Source organism: Micromonospora sp. WMMA1363 (genome assembly GCF_030345795.1).
In the GTDB taxonomy this organism is placed as follows: domain Bacteria; phylum Actinomycetota; class Actinomycetes; order Mycobacteriales; family Micromonosporaceae; genus Micromonospora.
This window is the reverse complement of record NZ_JAUALB010000001.1, coordinates 5,510,681-5,525,396: the sequence shown is the minus strand read 5'-3', so window position 1 is coordinate 5,525,396 and position 14,716 is coordinate 5,510,681. Positions and strand designations below refer to the sequence as shown.

16 protein-coding genes are annotated in these 14,716 nt (G+C 72.9%); 6 read left to right on the top strand and 10 right to left on the bottom strand.

Annotated elements, in window-relative coordinates:
• Nucleotides 1-143 precede the first annotated feature (143 nt).
• The 6 genes from QTQ03_RS25895 to QTQ03_RS25870 form a co-directional block, all read right to left on the bottom strand.
• Complete coding sequence (locus QTQ03_RS25895) at nucleotides 144-1,148, bottom strand: methionine synthase (RefSeq protein ID WP_289280331.1); 1,005 nt, start codon at nucleotides 1,146-1,148, stop codon at nucleotides 144-146.
• Nucleotides 1,149-1,280: 132 nt separating this feature from the next.
• Nucleotides 1,281-2,354, bottom strand: coding sequence for a tRNA 2-thiouridine(34) synthase MnmA (mnmA, locus tag QTQ03_RS25890; RefSeq protein ID WP_289280330.1), 1,074 nt, complete (start codon nucleotides 2,352-2,354; stop codon nucleotides 1,281-1,283).
• A gap of 276 nt (nucleotides 2,355-2,630) precedes the next feature.
• Nucleotides 2,631-3,806, bottom strand: a complete 1,176-nt coding sequence (locus tag QTQ03_RS25885; RefSeq protein WP_289280329.1) for a cysteine desulfurase family protein — start codon at nucleotides 3,804-3,806, stop codon at nucleotides 2,631-2,633.
• Between the two features lie 446 nt (nucleotides 3,807-4,252).
• Nucleotides 4,253-5,212 carry an electron transfer flavoprotein subunit alpha/FixB family protein gene (locus QTQ03_RS25880; RefSeq protein ID WP_289280328.1) on the bottom strand — a complete coding sequence of 320 codons (960 nt, stop codon included), beginning with the start codon at nucleotides 5,210-5,212 and terminating at the stop codon, nucleotides 4,253-4,255.
• A 15-nt stretch (nucleotides 5,213-5,227) separates the two neighbouring features.
• Nucleotides 5,228-6,007: an electron transfer flavoprotein subunit beta/FixA family protein gene (locus QTQ03_RS25875; RefSeq protein ID WP_289280327.1), complete on the bottom strand. Its 780-nt coding sequence runs from the start codon at nucleotides 6,005-6,007 to the stop codon at nucleotides 5,228-5,230.
• A gap of 175 nt (nucleotides 6,008-6,182) precedes the next feature.
• On the bottom strand, nucleotides 6,183-6,596 hold the full coding sequence (locus QTQ03_RS25870; protein WP_289280326.1) for a hypothetical protein: 414 nt from the start codon (nucleotides 6,594-6,596) through the stop codon (nucleotides 6,183-6,185).
• 223 nt (nucleotides 6,597-6,819) lie between these two features.
• Between QTQ03_RS25870 and QTQ03_RS25865 the strand changes: the two genes are divergently transcribed.
• Genes QTQ03_RS25865 through QTQ03_RS25855 form a run of 3 tightly spaced genes read left to right on the top strand, consistent with a single transcriptional unit; the run spans nucleotide 6,820 to nucleotide 7,975 of the window.
• Nucleotides 6,820-7,215 carry a YidH family protein gene (locus QTQ03_RS25865; RefSeq protein ID WP_289280988.1) on the top strand — a complete coding sequence of 132 codons (396 nt, stop codon included), beginning with the start codon at nucleotides 6,820-6,822 and terminating at the stop codon, nucleotides 7,213-7,215.
• Nucleotides 7,208-7,531: a DUF202 domain-containing protein gene (locus tag QTQ03_RS25860; RefSeq protein WP_289280325.1), complete on the top strand. Its 324-nt coding sequence runs from the start codon at nucleotides 7,208-7,210 to the stop codon at nucleotides 7,529-7,531. Before QTQ03_RS25865 ends, QTQ03_RS25860 begins: the two co-directional genes overlap by 8 nt.
• A gap of 27 nt (nucleotides 7,532-7,558) precedes the next feature.
• Entirely contained in the window at nucleotides 7,559-7,975 is a 417-nt protein-coding gene (locus tag QTQ03_RS25855) for a PLD nuclease N-terminal domain-containing protein (protein WP_289280324.1), read from the top strand.
• Between the two features lie 48 nt (nucleotides 7,976-8,023).
• Here QTQ03_RS25855 and QTQ03_RS25850 read toward each other — a convergent pair whose 3' ends face one another.
• Nucleotides 8,024-9,646 (bottom strand): acetolactate synthase, encoded by a 1,623-nt coding sequence (locus QTQ03_RS25850; protein ID WP_289280323.1) that lies wholly within the window; start codon nucleotides 9,644-9,646, stop codon nucleotides 8,024-8,026.
• A 74-nt stretch (nucleotides 9,647-9,720) separates the two neighbouring features.
• Nucleotides 9,721-10,494: an enoyl-CoA hydratase-related protein gene (locus QTQ03_RS25845; RefSeq protein ID WP_289280322.1), complete on the bottom strand. Its 774-nt coding sequence runs from the start codon at nucleotides 10,492-10,494 to the stop codon at nucleotides 9,721-9,723.
• Nucleotides 10,495-10,593: 99 nt separating this feature from the next.
• Between QTQ03_RS25845 and QTQ03_RS25840 the strand changes: the two genes are divergently transcribed.
• From QTQ03_RS25840 to QTQ03_RS25830, 3 genes are all read left to right on the top strand, one after another.
• Complete coding sequence (locus QTQ03_RS25840) at nucleotides 10,594-11,070, top strand: DUF6232 family protein (protein ID WP_289280321.1); 477 nt, start codon at nucleotides 10,594-10,596, stop codon at nucleotides 11,068-11,070.
• 201 nt (nucleotides 11,071-11,271) lie between these two features.
• Complete coding sequence (locus QTQ03_RS25835) at nucleotides 11,272-11,751, top strand: DUF6232 family protein (RefSeq protein WP_289280320.1); 480 nt, start codon at nucleotides 11,272-11,274, stop codon at nucleotides 11,749-11,751.
• A gap of 110 nt (nucleotides 11,752-11,861) precedes the next feature.
• On the top strand, nucleotides 11,862-12,770 hold the full coding sequence (locus tag QTQ03_RS25830; protein WP_289280319.1) for an alpha/beta hydrolase family protein: 909 nt from the start codon (nucleotides 11,862-11,864) through the stop codon (nucleotides 12,768-12,770).
• 125 nt (nucleotides 12,771-12,895) lie between these two features.
• Here QTQ03_RS25830 and QTQ03_RS25825 read toward each other — a convergent pair whose 3' ends face one another.
• Nucleotides 12,896-13,795, bottom strand: coding sequence for a ribokinase (locus QTQ03_RS25825; protein WP_289280318.1), 900 nt, complete (start codon nucleotides 13,793-13,795; stop codon nucleotides 12,896-12,898).
• 67 nt (nucleotides 13,796-13,862) lie between these two features.
• Complete coding sequence (locus tag QTQ03_RS25820; protein WP_289280317.1) at nucleotides 13,863-14,705, bottom strand: ABC transporter ATP-binding protein; 843 nt, start codon at nucleotides 14,703-14,705, stop codon at nucleotides 13,863-13,865.
• Between the last annotated feature and the right edge of the window lie 11 nt (nucleotides 14,706-14,716).

Genomic DNA, 14,716 nt, shown 5'->3' with positions numbered 1-14,716 from the left:
GTGACCTCCCGTTGTTCCACTACCTCGGCACCGTATCCGGAGGGTGGGACACTCCACGGGCCACCCGCCGGTGGGCGACGCCGCCGGAACCCGATCGTCGGCGGGGTGCCGGCCCCGAGGACGGGCCCACCGGACCCTCGGACTCACTCCTCGGCCAGCCGCCGCCCGGCGTCGCGGCAGGCTGCCAGGACTGCCCGGACGTACCGCGGGGAGCCGTTCGCAAGCCCGCAGGCCGGCGTGACGACCACCTGATCGGCGAGCCTCCGGCGGGGGAATCCGAGGCGATCCCAGAGTCGGCGTACTCGGTCGGCGACCTGGGCGGAGCTCGGCGCCCGACCATCGGAGGCGGGCTGGGTGGGCGCGGCACCGGCCAGCAGTCCCAGCCCGGCGTCGACCGCCTCGCCGAGCGGATCCAGGTCGGTGACGAGGTTCAGATCGAGGCTCACGCCCACGGCACCGGCGTTCCGGATCAGATCGAGTGGCACGTCGGGTGCGCAGCAGTGCACGACCACCGGCACCCCGGCGGCCTCGACGACGCGGCGGAGCAGCGACCCGGCGACGCCCGGTTCGACCGCCCGGTACGTGCCGAAGCCGCTTTCGGTCGGCACCCGCCCGGCAAGCACCGCCGGAAGCGACGGCTCGTCCAGTTGCAACAGCACCGTGGCCCGGGGCAGCCGGCGGGCGACGGCGGCGACGTGGCCGCGTACCCCCTCGGCGAGCGACCCGGCCAGATCCCGCACCGCGCCCGGATCGCGCACCAGCCGACCGCCGATCGGCAGCTCCAGCGCCGCCGCCAGGGTGAACGGCCCGCCGACCTGGATCTTGACTGGCCCGGCGTACGTCTCGGCCTGCTCAGCGAGCTGGTCAAGGTCGCGTTCCAGCAGGTCCCGGGCGCGGCGCAGGTCCCGCCCGGAGCGCGGGGCGACGCGCCAACGGGCCGCGTACAGCTCGACGGGCAGCTCCACGAGCAGGCCGGCCGTGCGACCGACAATGTCCGCGCCGGGGCCACGGGCAGGCAGCTCCGGCAGGTGCGGCAGCGCGGGAAGCTCGCCGAGGACAATCCGCTGGGCTTCCGCGATGTCGGTACCCGGCAGCGACCCGACGCCGGTCGCCGCACCGGCCGGCCACGGCCACGCCTGATCTGTCACCGCCGAAGACTATCCGGTACGCGGACCGCACCGCGCGGGCCGCCAGCGCCACCCTCGCGGGTGCTGGCGAAAACGGCCCGGAGGGCCGGCGGGTTCCAGGATCTCCCGCGTCGGCGTCCGCCGGCTCGGCGGTCAGCCGACGATGGTGGCGGAGCCGAGCACGACATCACCGGCCGGATCCGGCCGGTAGGCCACGATCGCCTGACCGGCGGCCACCCCTCGGACCGGACGGCGCAGCTCGGCGTGCAGGCCGTCCGCGGTCACCGTCACCGTCGCGGGCACCGCATCGCCGTGCGCACGCAGCTGCACCTCGCACTCGACCGGCCCCGTCGGATGCGTGCCGCCCAGCCAAACCGGACGCCCGGCGCGGACCCGGGAGACCTCCAGCGCCTCGGCCGGGCCGACGGTCACCGTGTTGGTCTTCGGCGTGATGGACAGGACGTAACGCGGGCGGCCATCCGCCGCCGGCCGGTCCAGGTGCAGGCCACGTCGCTGGCCGACGGTGTATGCGTACGCCCCGCCGTGCGTGCCCACCACCGCGCCGGTGGTGGCGTCGACGACGTCACCGGGCGCCTCGCCCAACCGCTGAGCGAGGAACCCACGTGTGTCGCCGTCGGCGATGAAGCAGATGTCATGCGAGTCCGGTTTTTCGGCGACGGCCAGCCCCCGGCCCGCCGCCTCCTCGCGGACCTGCGCCTTCGTCGAATCCCCCAGCGGAAACATCGATCGGGCGAGCTGCTCGCGGGTGAGCACGGCGAGCACGTACGACTGGTCCTTGGCCAGGTCGACGCTGCGCCGTAGCACGCCGTCCGATCCGAGCCGGGCATGGTGACCGGTGATCACGGCGTCGAACCCCAGGGCGACGGCCCGGTCCAGCACCGCCGCGAACTTGATCTTTTCGTTGCAGCGCAAGCACGGGTTGGGCGTACGGCCGGCCGCGTACTCGGCGACGAAGTCGTCCACCACATCCGTGTGAAAACGGTCAGCCATGTCCCACACGTAGAACGGGATGCCGATGACGTCGGCCGCCCGGCGGGCGTCCCGGGAGTCCTCCAGGGTGCAGCAGCCCCGAGCGCCGCTGCGGTACGTCTGCGGATTCCGGGCGAGCGCCAGGTGCACCCCGGTCACGTCGTGCCCCGCCTCGACGGCCCGTGCCGCCGCGACGGCCGAGTCCACGCCGCCCGACATCGCCGCCAGCACCCGCACCACTACCACCCCTCCCGATCCCGTCCGAGCCTAACCACCCACCCCCTCCACGCCCACACCCCACTCCACCCCGCCCGACCCACCGCCACCAGCTTGCACTTCCCGCCTCGACAGGGTGTGCGGTAGCCGCACGTTGGGCAGCGGCACTGCAAGCTCGCGTGGTGGTGGGTCGGGGCGGGTAAGCGGCGATGCCGCGTCGTCAGGGCCTGCACCGGGGTAGTAACTCGGCACCATGCGGCAACACCTCGAAGAGGGGGTGAGCCGGGCGCGCGCGTATCAGCGGGGGGTGCGGTAGGAGGCGGCGCGACGGGCTCGGTCGACCGCGGCGGGGAGGGCCGCGATCAGCGCGTCGATCTCAGCCGCGGTGCTGGTGTGGCCGAGGGTGAAGCGCAGCGAGGAACGCGCGCGGTCGTCGTCGGCGCCCATCGCCAGCAGGACATGCGAGGGCTGGGCCACGCCGGCCGAGCAGGCCGAGCCGGTGGAGCAGGCGATCCCCTGCGCGTCGAGCAGGAGCAGCAGCGCGTCACCTTCGCAACCGGGGAAGGAGAAATGCGCGTTGCCGGGTAGCCGGTCGGCCGGATCGCCGTTCAACACCACCTCCGGCACCACCTGCCGGACCCGCCCGACCAGGTCGTCGCGGAGGACGGCGACCCGGGCCGCGTGCTCCTGCTGGCGCTTGACCGCTGCCTCCACCGCGACCGCGACCGCGACGATACCGGCGGTGTCGAGCGTGCCGGAGCGGATGTCGCGCTCCTGGCCGCCGCCGTGCAGCAGCGGCATCGCGGCGGTGTCGCGGGCGAGCACCAAGGCGCCCACGCCGGCCGGCCCGCCGAGTTTGTGCCCGGTCACGGTGAGCGCGGACACCCCGCTCGCGGCGAAGTCGACCGGCACCTGGCCGACCGCCTGGATCGCGTCGGTGTGAAACGGCACCCCGTGTTCGGCGGCGACCGCCGCCAGCTCCGCGACCGGTTGGACCGTGCCCACCTCGTTGTTCGCCCACATCGTCGTCACCACGGCCACCCGGTCGGCGTGGGCGGCCAACTCGGCGCGGAGCTGGGCCGGGTCGACCCGGCCGACGGGGTCCACCGGCAGCCAGCCCACCTCGGCGCCCTCGTGCGCGACCAGCCAGTCGACCGCGTCGTGCACCGCGTGGTGTTCGACGGCGCTGGACACCACCCGGGTCCGCCGGCCGTCGCTGGCCCGCCGTGCCCAGAAGATGCCCTTCACCGCGAGGTTGTCGCTCTCCGTCCCGCCGCCAGTGAAGATCACCTCGGAGGGCCTAGCGCCCAGCGCGGCGGCCACCCGCTCCCTCGACTCCTCCACCCGCCGGCGGGCACGGCGGCCCGCCGCGTGCAGGGAGGACGGGTTGCCGATCTCACGGGCGGTGGCGACGTACGCCTCCAGGGCCTCGTCGAGCATCGGAGTGGTCGCCGCGTGATCCAGGTAAGCCATCAGGGTTCAGCCTAACCACCACCCGGCCGCCACCTGGACCCCGGAGTGCACCTCCCGGGTCCGGGTCCCGGCCGCGGCCGGGACCCGGACCCGCCCGTGGGCGGCCCGGCCGGCCCGTTTCGGTGCGCGGCACCACCAAACACCGCGGGAGGCCCGCGGTGCCGGCTACCGCCACGCGTACCGGCAGGCTCCACCGAACGCCGACGGCGGGACCCGGGGCGGCGACGACGGCAGACGCACCCAACAGCAGGTCGGCGTGTGGTGACCGCTCCCGGACGCCCTGAGGCAGCATCGGCGACGCTCGTCCACCGTCCCAGTCCGGGGGTGCGCGGATCCGCCCGTCGTCCACGCACCTGGGCGGGCTCAGCAGGGCGGTTCCGAGCGGACGGTGACGTGACGGGGCCGGGAACCGATCGGTTCCCGGCCCCGCCGCGCTCGCGCTCAGCTCACCTGCGTTTGCGAATCTCCTCGGCGGCCTGTGGTACGACCTTGAACAGGTCACCCACCACGCCGAAGTCGGCCAGCTCGAAGATCGGCGCCTCGCCGTCCTTGTTGACCGCGACGATCGTCTTCGACGTCTGCATGCCGGCCCGGTGCTGAATCGCGCCGGAGATGCCGAGCGCGACGTACAGCTGCGGGGAGACCGTCTTGCCGGTCTGGCCCACCTGGAACTGGTGCGGGTAGAAACCCGAGTCGACGGCGGCGCGGGACGCGCCGACGGCGCCGCCGAGCAGGTCGGCCAGCTCCTCGACCAGCTTGAAGTTGTCGGCGTTGCCGACCCCGCGACCGCCGGAGACGACCACCGAAGCCTCGGTCAGTTCCGGGCGGGAGCCCTTCTGCTCGGCGACCCGGTCGACGACCTTGGCCAGCTTGTCGCCGTCCGCGATCGAGGCGGTGAGCTGCTCGACCGCCGGGCTGGCCGCGGCCGGCTCCGGGGTGATCGAGTTCGGCCGGACGGTGACCAGCGGCAGACCCCGGGTGACCTTGGCCTTGACGATGGTGGAACCGGCGAAGGCCACCTGCGTGGCAGTGCCGTCGGCGTCCAGCTCGACCACGTCGGTCAGGATGCCGTTGTCGAGCTTGACGGCCAGCCGGGCGGCGATCTCCTTGCCCTCCTGGGACGAGGCGAGCAGCACGGCGGCGGGCCCGACCCGCTGGACCAGCTCCGCCAGCACGGTCGCCTTCGGAGCGACCAGGTAGCCGTCGATCTCCTCACTCTCGGCCGCGTAGATCTTCTCCGCGCCGTACTCGCCCAGCTTCGTGCTCAGCGCCTCGGCGGCGCCGGGGCCGCCGAGCACGACCGCGCTCGGTGCGCCCAGGCCACGGGCGAGGGTGAGCATCTCCAGGGTGACCTTCTTGACGCCGAATTCCCGGGTGGCTTCGACGACGACGAGAACCTCAGACATGTTGCAGACCTGCTCTCACACGAACTTCTCGGTGGCGAGGAACCCGACCAGCTGCACGCCGCCGTCGCCCTCGTCGGTGACCTTGGCGCCGCCGGAGCGCGGCGGGCGCTTGCTGTGCTCCAGCACGGTGCTGGTCGCGCCGTCGAACCCCACCTCGGCCGGGGCGACGCCGAGGTCACCCAGGGACAGGGTCTGCACCGGCTTCTTCTTGGCGGCCATGATGCCCTTGAAGGAGGGGTAGCGCGGCTCGTTGATGGTGTCCCAGACGGAGACCACGGCCGGGGTGGTGGCGGTGACCACCTCGTAGCCCTCCTCGGTCTGCCGTTCGACGGTCAGCGTGGAGCCGTCCACGGTGAGCTTGCGGGCGCCGGTCATGGCGGCCACACCCAACCGCTCGGCGATCATGTGCGGTATGACCTGGACCCGGCCGTCGGTCGACTCGGCGCCGCAGAGCACCAGGTCGGCGCCGAGCTGCCCGAGGGCGGCGGCGAGCACCTTCGAGGTGGCCACGCTGCACGACCCGCGCAGGGCGTCGTCGACCACGTGCACGGCCTTGTCCGGGCCCATGGAGAGCGCCTTGCGGATCGACTCGGTCGCCCGGTCCGGACCCATGGTCAGGATGGTGACCTCGCCGCCGTGCGCTTCCTTGATCTTCAACGCCTCCTCGATGGCGTACTCGTCCATCTCGTTGATGACGTTGTTCGCCGAACCGCGGTCGACGGTGTTGTCGTCACTGCGCAGGTTGCGGTCCGCGCCCGAATCGGGCACCTGCTTGACGAGTACGACGATGTTCATCGCGCTTCGACGACCCTCCTGTGGTTGTGCGATCGCTCGCCCGGTCTGGGGCGCAGCCTCGCGCGTGGCGTTGCCGACGGTCAACCGCGGGCTGTTGTGCAGTTGCCCACGAGAGCAATGTTACCCGCAAGTAGCATCTACCCTCGAGAGGGCCGGAGTGACACAGCTCACCAGCTCAGGCCGGCTGAGCCAGCGCGGCGCGGATCCGTTCGATGGCGGCCACCTCCGCCGGGGTGACCCCACGGTGCGCCCGGGCCACCCGGTCGGCCGCCGCCAACACCACCTCACGGTAGGTCACCGTGTCCCGCGGCGACTTGTCCCGCAGGATCGCCATCGCCCGGGTGAGCGCCGGAAGCACCACCGACTCGATCTCCAGCTCCGAGTCCCGGGGCAGCTCCGGCAGCGGCCCGGTGGTCAACGCCTCCTTCACCACCCCGCTGGCGTCGGCCAGCGCACCCGAGGCGGCGAAGCTCTCCCGGACCAGCGCCAGCACCCCGGGATCGGCGTTGGACACCAGGAAGACCGCACCGAACGCGCCCGTCTTGAGCGTCAGCCGCTCCTCGGCCGTCAACGTCTGCTCCATGATCACGGAGTGTAGACGTCCGGCGCGGCAATGGTGACCGCGACAAAGCCGAGCCGCTCGGAGGATCGGGCGGTTGTCCGCCGAGGCGTCCACCTGGAGCGAGTTCGCGCCGCGGCCCTGCGCGGCGAGCGCCCGATCGGTCACCAGCGTGGCCCGCGGCAGGCCGGCGGGTTCGTCATGGCAGGCATCTCCGGCAGGCTACGAGCGGCCGGAGGCGATAATCGGTCGCGTGTGGCAGGCGATCAGGCGGTGGTTCGACCCGCAGGAACTGCGGTCGGTGGGCAGCACGCCCGACTACCGCTTCTCGCTGGCCAACGAACGCACCTTCCTCGCCTGGCTGCGGACCGGCCTGGCACTGGTCGCCGGCGGGCTGGCCGCGGCGCAGTTCCTGCCACCGCTGCCGCCGGCCCACCTGCGCGAGGCGATCGCCATCGCGCTGCTGCTGCTCGGCGCGGCCGTCGCCATCCGGGCGATCGACCACTGGGCCCGCACGGAGCGCGCGATCCGGCTCGGCGAGGAGCTGCCCGCGTCCCGCTTCCCGGCCGTCCTGGCCCTCGCTGTCGGCATCGGCGCGTTGCTGCTGGTCGCCGCGGTGCTCGCCCGGGTGGTCGGTGGGCGTGACTGACCCGACCCGACCCGACGGCACACGGGACCCTGGTCTGCAACCCGAGCGGACCCGGCTGGCCTGGCGGCGTACCGCGCTGGCGATGACGGTCGTCCTGGTGCTGACGGTGCGCCTGGCGCTGACCGCTGGCGCCGTCGGCACGGTGGTGGCCGGGGTGGCGGTGCTCGGCTGGTTGGCGGCGCTGCGGGTGTGCTGGTGGCGGGCGACCGGCGCCGCCCCGGCCACCGCCTACAGCCGGGCGCTGCCGCTGGCCGCTCTGGCCACGGCCGGTTACGCCACACTCGGTGTGGTGCTGGTCGTCCACGGGGTGTGGTAGTCGACGCGGGTGCGCCATGATAGAGACATGGCCCGGCTGTACGTGCTTCTCTTCCTCGCGCAGGTCGTCCTCGCCGTCTTCGCGCTGATCAGCTGCCTCTCGGCCGAGGAGGGCGACATCCGCGCCCTGCCCCGGGTCGCCTGGGTGCTGATCATCCTCCTCTTCCCGCTGGTCGGCTCGATCGCCTGGTTCGTCGCCGGACGCGAGCGTGCCGCCGGTCGGCCGCGCGCGGCGTGGCCGGCAGGCGGGGTCTTCGCCGAACGTAAGCGCCGCCCGGTGGCCCCCGACGACGACCCCGAGTTCCTCCGCTCGATCGAGGAACGTTCCAACCAACAGGACCAGGAGCTGTTCCGCCGCTGGGAGGAGGATCTGCGCCGCCGTGAGAACGAACTCCGTCGCCACGACGGTGAGCCGCCCCGCGAGGAAAAACGCCCGGAGGTGTGAGCGGCCGCCGACCCCGGGTCGGTGCCCGGCGCCGGCGGCTGGCCCGCGTCACGCCAGGTTCGACGAGCGGGGGTACGCGTCGGTCGGGTCGGTGAGGACGTTGACCAGATACGGCACACCCGAATCGAACGCCCGACGCAGGGCCGACCCCAGGTCGGCGGACTTCGCCACCGTCTCGCCGGCCCCGCCCAGCGCCTCGACCACGGTGTCGTACCGCAGCTCGGGCTGGAGGTCGGCCGCCACGTCATAGCCGTACATGGCGCGCATCGGATGTTTCTCCAGGCCCCAGATGCCGTTGTTGCCGACCACGATCACGACCGGCAGCCGCTGCCGGACCAGGGACTCCACATCCATCAGGGAGAAGCCGGCCGCCCCATCGCCCATCAGCACGCAGATCTGCCGGTCCGGATGGGTGACCCGGGCACCCATCGCGTAGCCCATCCCGGTGCCGAGGCAGCCGTACGGGCCCGGGTCCAGCCAGGTACCGGGCAGCGCCGGCTCCAGGTACTTCCCGGCGTACGAGACGAAGTCACCACCGTCACCGATGGTGATGGCGTCGCGGGCGAGCACCTTGCGCAGCTCGCCGTAGACCTGGGCGGGGCGGATCGGGTCGGTGTCGGCGGCCATCTCCGCGGCGTCGCGGGCTTTGGCGGCGTCCTCGGCGGCCCGCAGGTCGGCGATCCAGCCCGCGTGGTCGGTCCGGTCGCCCGAGTGCCCGGCGAAGGCACCGAGGATCAGCCGCAGGTCACCGGCGGGAGCGGCGGCCGGCTGCAGGTGCCCCGCGCGCTGGCTCGGCGCGTCGACGACGTGCACCACCGTGGCGTCGCCGAAGTCACCGAAGTTGAGCCGGAAGTCGAGTGGGGTGCCGACGACCACGACGACGTCCGCCCCCTTGAGGGCGACCCGGCGGGCCTTGGCGAAAGCGAGCGGGTGCCCCGGCGGCAGCGCGCCACGACCCATGCCGTTGGTGAACACCGGCACCTGGAGCGCCTCCGCCGCCTCGCGCAGCGCGTCGACGGCGCCCCCGGCGTACACGTCGGAGCCGGCGATGAGCACCGGGTGAGCGGCGCCGGCAATCAGCGCCGCCGCTTTCGCCACCTCGCCCGGATCCGGCTCGATCGGGGCGGCGCCCGCCGGGGCGGGCAGATCCGCGTCGGCCACCGAGAAGACCGCCTCGAGTGGGAAGTCCAGGAAGGCCGGGCCCCGGTGCGGGGTAAGCGCCGCGGTCAACGCGGCACCCACCGCACGGGGGATGTCGTCGGGGCTGAAGACGGTCTCCGCGTGCTTGGTCACCGGGGCGACCAGCGGCAGGTGGTCCATCTCCTGGAGGCTGCCCGAGCCCCAACGGAACTGCGGGGCCCGCCCGCCGAGCACCAACACCGGTGACGCGTTGAAGTATGCGCTGGTCAGCCCGGAGATACCGTTCGTGACACCGGGACCGGCGGTGAGCACCGCGAGGCCGGGGCGGCGCTGGAGCTTTGCCACTGCCTCGGCGGCGAACACCGCCGACTGCTCGTGTCGCACGTCGTAGATCGGGAAATCGTCCTTGTGCGCGGCATCGTAGAGCGGAAACACGTGCCCACCGGAGAGGGTGAACATCTCCCGCACCCCGTACGCGCGCAGCGCCGCGAGCGCGAGTTGCCCACCGTGACCTTCGACCCGTTCGGACATCACCGCTCCCCTTCGTCCGGATCACCCGAGTCACACGCTACTCACCGGTAGCACGCATGTGAACAGCCCTCGGGTCAGCGTCCGGTGAAGTCCGGCTTGCGCTTTTCCACGAACGCCGCCATGCCCTCGCGCCGGTCGTCGGTGGCGAACAGCGCCGCGAAGAGCTGACTCTCCCAGGCGAGGCCGGAGTTGAGGTCCATGTCCAGGCCGCCGTCGACCGCCAGCTTCGCGGCGCGCAGCGCCTGCGCCGGCCCGGTCAGGTAGGGCTGCACCATCGCCACCGCCGCGTCGTAGACCTCGGCGGCCGGGGCCGTCCTGTCGGCCAGGCCGATCCGCAGCGCTTCCTGAGCGTCGACCATCCGGCCCGACATGATCAGGTCCTTGGCGCGGGCCGGGCCGACCAACCGGGCCAGCCGCTGGGTGCCGCCCGCACCGGGGATGATGCCGAGCTTGATCTCCGGCTGACCGAGCTTGGCGTCCTCGGCGACCACCCGCCAGTCGCAGGCCAGGGCCAGCTCGCAGCCGCCGCCGAGGGCGTACCCGGTGATCGCGGCGACCACCGGCTTGGGGATCCGGGCGAACGCGCCCAGCGCACCGGACAGGTCGGCGGCACGGGCGGCCATGTCCACGTAGGACATCTCGGCCATTTCCTTGATGTCCGCACCCGCGGCGAAGACCTGCTCCCCGCCGTACACGATGACGGCGCGGACGTCCCGGTCGGCGGTGGCCGCCGTCGCCGCGGCCCGCAACTCCTCCTGGACCTGGGTGTTCAGGGCGTTCATCGGCGGCCGCTCCAGTCGAATGGTGCCGATGCCGTCCTTGGTCTCCAGCCGCACGAACTCGCCCACGCTGACCCTCACTTCCTCGTCGAAGTCGCGCGTCAACCTTACGGCGCGGGTCGTTGGGTACATAGTCTGGTGTCCGGTCCGCCACCGGGAGCTCCCGCCATGGTCACGTACTACGACGACACGTCGGTCCAGGTCACGTCCACCGCCATTTGGGTGGACGGCCGGTCCTTCCAACTTGCCGAGATCAGCACCGTGTGGCACCACCGGGGCAACCGCTCGTGGCGCGTGCTCGTCGGTCGGGGCGCGATCGGTGCGGCCCTCGCCGGTCCCCTGGTGGCCGCCGCGTTGGGTGTCGCGCTCGCCCTCCTGTTGGGCCGCTCCCCCACCGTCACGATCGCCATCGTCGGCGCCTCGGTGCTGGTCGGGCTCGCTGTCGGGCCGGTCGCCGACTTCCTCTTCGAGCACCTGGACCGCTCATACGTCCAGGGCAGCCGGCAGTGCGAGATCTGGGCCCGCTGGCGCGGTCGGCCGGTCCGGCTGGTGCGCACCGGGGACGCGGTGCGGTTCGGCCGGATCTACCGAGCGGTCCAGCGCGCCGTCGAGGCGGGTGAGCCGGCCGTGCGGGTCAGGAGGTGACCACCGGTCACACACGGTGACCCGGCCAGCCGCACATCTCGCAGGCGCGCTGCACGGCGGCCGCGCCGGCGGGGCCCAGGACACCCCACACCGACACCGCAACGGCCCACGTTGGCGCCGGCCCGGGTACGGGGTCAACCACCATGCCGACCGGTCGCGCTCGCGACACCGCGATTCGCCGCGGGATGGTTAGGCTTGGTGATGGCCCTCTATTACCGGGACGACGTGGTGCAGGTGACGTCGGAGTCGATCCGGGTCGGCGGGCTGGTGGTGGCGATCGCCGACGTGACGTACGTCTGGCACGACAAGGGACGGACGACCCTCGCTGTCCGGGGGCGCGTCCTGAGCCGGGGCCTACTGGTGCTACTGCTGTCGCTGCCACCGATCGTGGCCGTGGTCTGCGCGCTCTCGCTCGCCTGGTCGGTACCGGAACGGGGCTGGCGGCCGGTGCTCGTCGCGCTCGCCGCCTGCGTGGTGCTGGCACTGGCCGTGACTCCTTTCCTGGAGGTCCCACTTGGGTGGCTGGATCGGTCGTACGAGCGGGGAAACCGGGTGCACGAACTCTGGGTGCAGACGCACGGCCAGGAGGTGCTGTTGCTCCGCACGCCAGACGCGCTGCGGTTCGGGCAGGTCTACCGGGCCGTGCAGCGCGCGATCGAACAGCAGGGAGACCACCGGTGACCACCACCTGGCCATAACACGGCCGTTATTGACGAACCGGGCTGTGCGCAGCACAGCAGGCCAGTGCTCTCCTCTGTAGATAGTTACCTTCATCGATCCGAGGAGCAGTCATGCTGAGGTGGTTCATCGTCGGCGCCACCGCCCTCGCCCTGGTGCTTCCCGCTCCGCTCGGCGCCAGTGCCGGCGCCGCCGCCTCCGATCCGGGAAGTCCCGGCGACTACGCCGCCGGCTACGTTGACACCGTGGTCAGCGCCGCGGGTCGTTCCTTCTCCGCCCGGGTCTACTACCCGGCGACGGCATCCGGCGCCGGCCAGCCGGTCGCGGCGGGACGATTCCCCGCGCTCGCCTTCGGGCCCGGCCCCGGGCAGGCCACCTCGCGCTACCACTCGACCCTCGGGCACCTCGCCAGCTGGGGCTTCATCGTGGTCGCCCCCGATTCGCACGGCCGGAACGCGCCAAGCCACAGTGCCTTCGCCGACGACCTCAACACCGCCCTGGACTGGCTGGTCGCACAACACACCACGAGCGGCTCGCGGTTCGCCTGGCACGTCAGCGCCGACCGCCTCGGGCTGTCCGGGCACTCCACAGGGGGCGGGGCGAGCCTGCTCGCGGCGGCGCGCAATCCACGGGTGACGACGGTGGCCGGCCTCGCCGCGGTGGAGACCAACCCGTCCGCCATGGTGGCCGCCGCCACGCTCACCATCCCGGTTCAGCTGATCAGCGCGGAGCGGGACTCCGTCGCCACGATCTCCGGGCACCAGCGACCGATCTACGACAGCAAGCCGTCGGCCAAGCAGCTTCGGACCATCCGTGGCGGCTGCCACTGCGGCTTCCTGGACAGAGCCACTCCGACCTGCGAAAGCGGGAGCATCAACCGGGCCACCCAGTTGCGGCTCGCCCGGCGGCTGCTCACCCAGTGGTTCCTCCGTCACCTGGCCGGAGACCCGACGTACGACGAGGCGATCTGGGGAACGCCCGCGCAGACCGATCCGGCAGTCGCCTTCGAGGGCATGCGCTGACCGACGCCGGCGGCGGACCCCGGCCCCGCGGACCGGCCCGGGGCACGCTGCCACGGGGCGACGAGCGGGCACGGCAACGCGGACGTGCCGACGGCGTGGCGGGGCGGTCCGGCGCCGACCGGCCGTCAGCCCGACCGGTACAACTCGTCGATCTCGGCGCGGACGGGCAGCGCCACCGAGGCACCGAGCCGCCGGACGCACGCCGCGCCGGCCGCCGCCGCCCAGCGAACCGCGTCGACGAGACCCCGCCCCTCGGCCCAGCCGACGGCGAGCGCCGCGGTGAACGCGTCCCCGGCGGCGGTCGAGTCGACGACCTCGACCGGTACGGCCGGAATGTGCATCGCGGTCCCGTCCCGGTCGCCGTACCAAGCTCCGGACGCGCCCAGGGTGAGCACCACCCGCGGCGCCAGGTCGAGCAGGGCTTGCGGCTCCTCCCGACCTCGGCCGGTGAGCGCCGCGGCCTCGCTCTCGTTGACTACCAGCAGGTCGGTGGCGGCCAGCAGCTCCGGCGGCACGGGTCGGGCAGGCACGGCGTTGAGCACCACCCGGGTGCCGGCGGCGCGGGCCGCCACGGCTGCCGCGGTGACAGTCTCTACCGGGATCTCCAACTGCGCGACCAGCACGTCCGCCTCGCGGACGGCGACAAGCTCCGGCGCGGTCAGGCCGGTCATCGTGGCGTTCGCGCCAGGGCTGACGACAATGGCGTTCTCCCCCTTGGCATTGACCATCACGAGCGCGACGCCGGACGTGCCGTAGGCGACCCGCAGGTGGGAGGTGTCCACCCCGGCCGCGATGATCCGGGCACGGAGCGTGACCCCGAACGAGTCGGAGCCGATGGCACCGAGGAACGCGCAAAAGGCGCCGGCCCGCACGGCCGCCACGGCCTGGTTGGCGCCCTTGCCCCCCGGCACCATCACGAAGTCGGTGCCGAGCAGGGTCTCCCCGGGCCTCGGCAGCGCCGGGGCGGTCGCCACCAGGTCCATGTTGGCGCTGCCCACAACGACGACGCGGGGCTGTGGTGGCACCCGAACACCTCCTGGCACTCAGCGGGCCCCTGCTCCACCGCGGCTTGGCAGAAGCCCTTCCCTGCCCTCAGACGGCGCGGGCGGTGTAGCGGGCGCCGTGCCGCTCCACGACCAGGGGCAGACCAAAGGCCTTCGACAGATTGTCGCCGGTGACGGTGTCCGCGAGCAGCCCCTGCGCCACCACTCCGCCCTCGCGCAGCAGGAGCGCGTGGGTGAAGCCGGGCGGGATCTCCTCCACGTGATGGGTGACCAGCACCAGAGCCGGTGCATCCGGGTCGTACGCGAGCTCGGCCAGCCGGGCGACCAAGTCCTCCCGGCCAGCCAGGTCGAGCCCGGCGGCGGGCTCGTCGAGCAGCAACAGCTCCGGGTCGGTCATCAGCGCGCGGGCGATCTGCACCCGCTTGCGCTCGCCCTCGGAGAGCGTGCCGTAGCGGCGGCCGGCGAGGGCGTCGACGCCGAGCTGCCCGAGCAGAGCCCGGGCGCGGGCCTCGTCACCGCTGTCGTAACTCTCCCGCCAGCGGCCCATTACCGACCACGCGGCGGTGACCACGACGTCGGTGACCCGCTCGTCGGCGGGGATGCGTTCGGCCAGGGCGGCGGTGGAGAGCCCGATGCGGGTGCGCAGTTCGGTCACGTCGGTGCGGCCGATCCGCTCGCCGAGCACGTGGGCGGTGCCGGCGGTCGGGTGTAGCCGGCCGGCGGCCAGGTTGAGCAGGGTGGTCTTGCCTGCGCCATTGGGGCCGAGCACAACCCAGCGCTCGTCCAGCTCGACCCGCCAGTCCACGTCGTGCAGGAGGGCCGTGCCGGAGCGGCGGACACCGACGCCGTCGAGGCTGACCACCAGATCCGCGTCCACGGGCGAGGGAGCAGCAGCGTCGTCGGGGGCGCCGGGGATCAGGTCACCAGTCACGAGCCCATCCA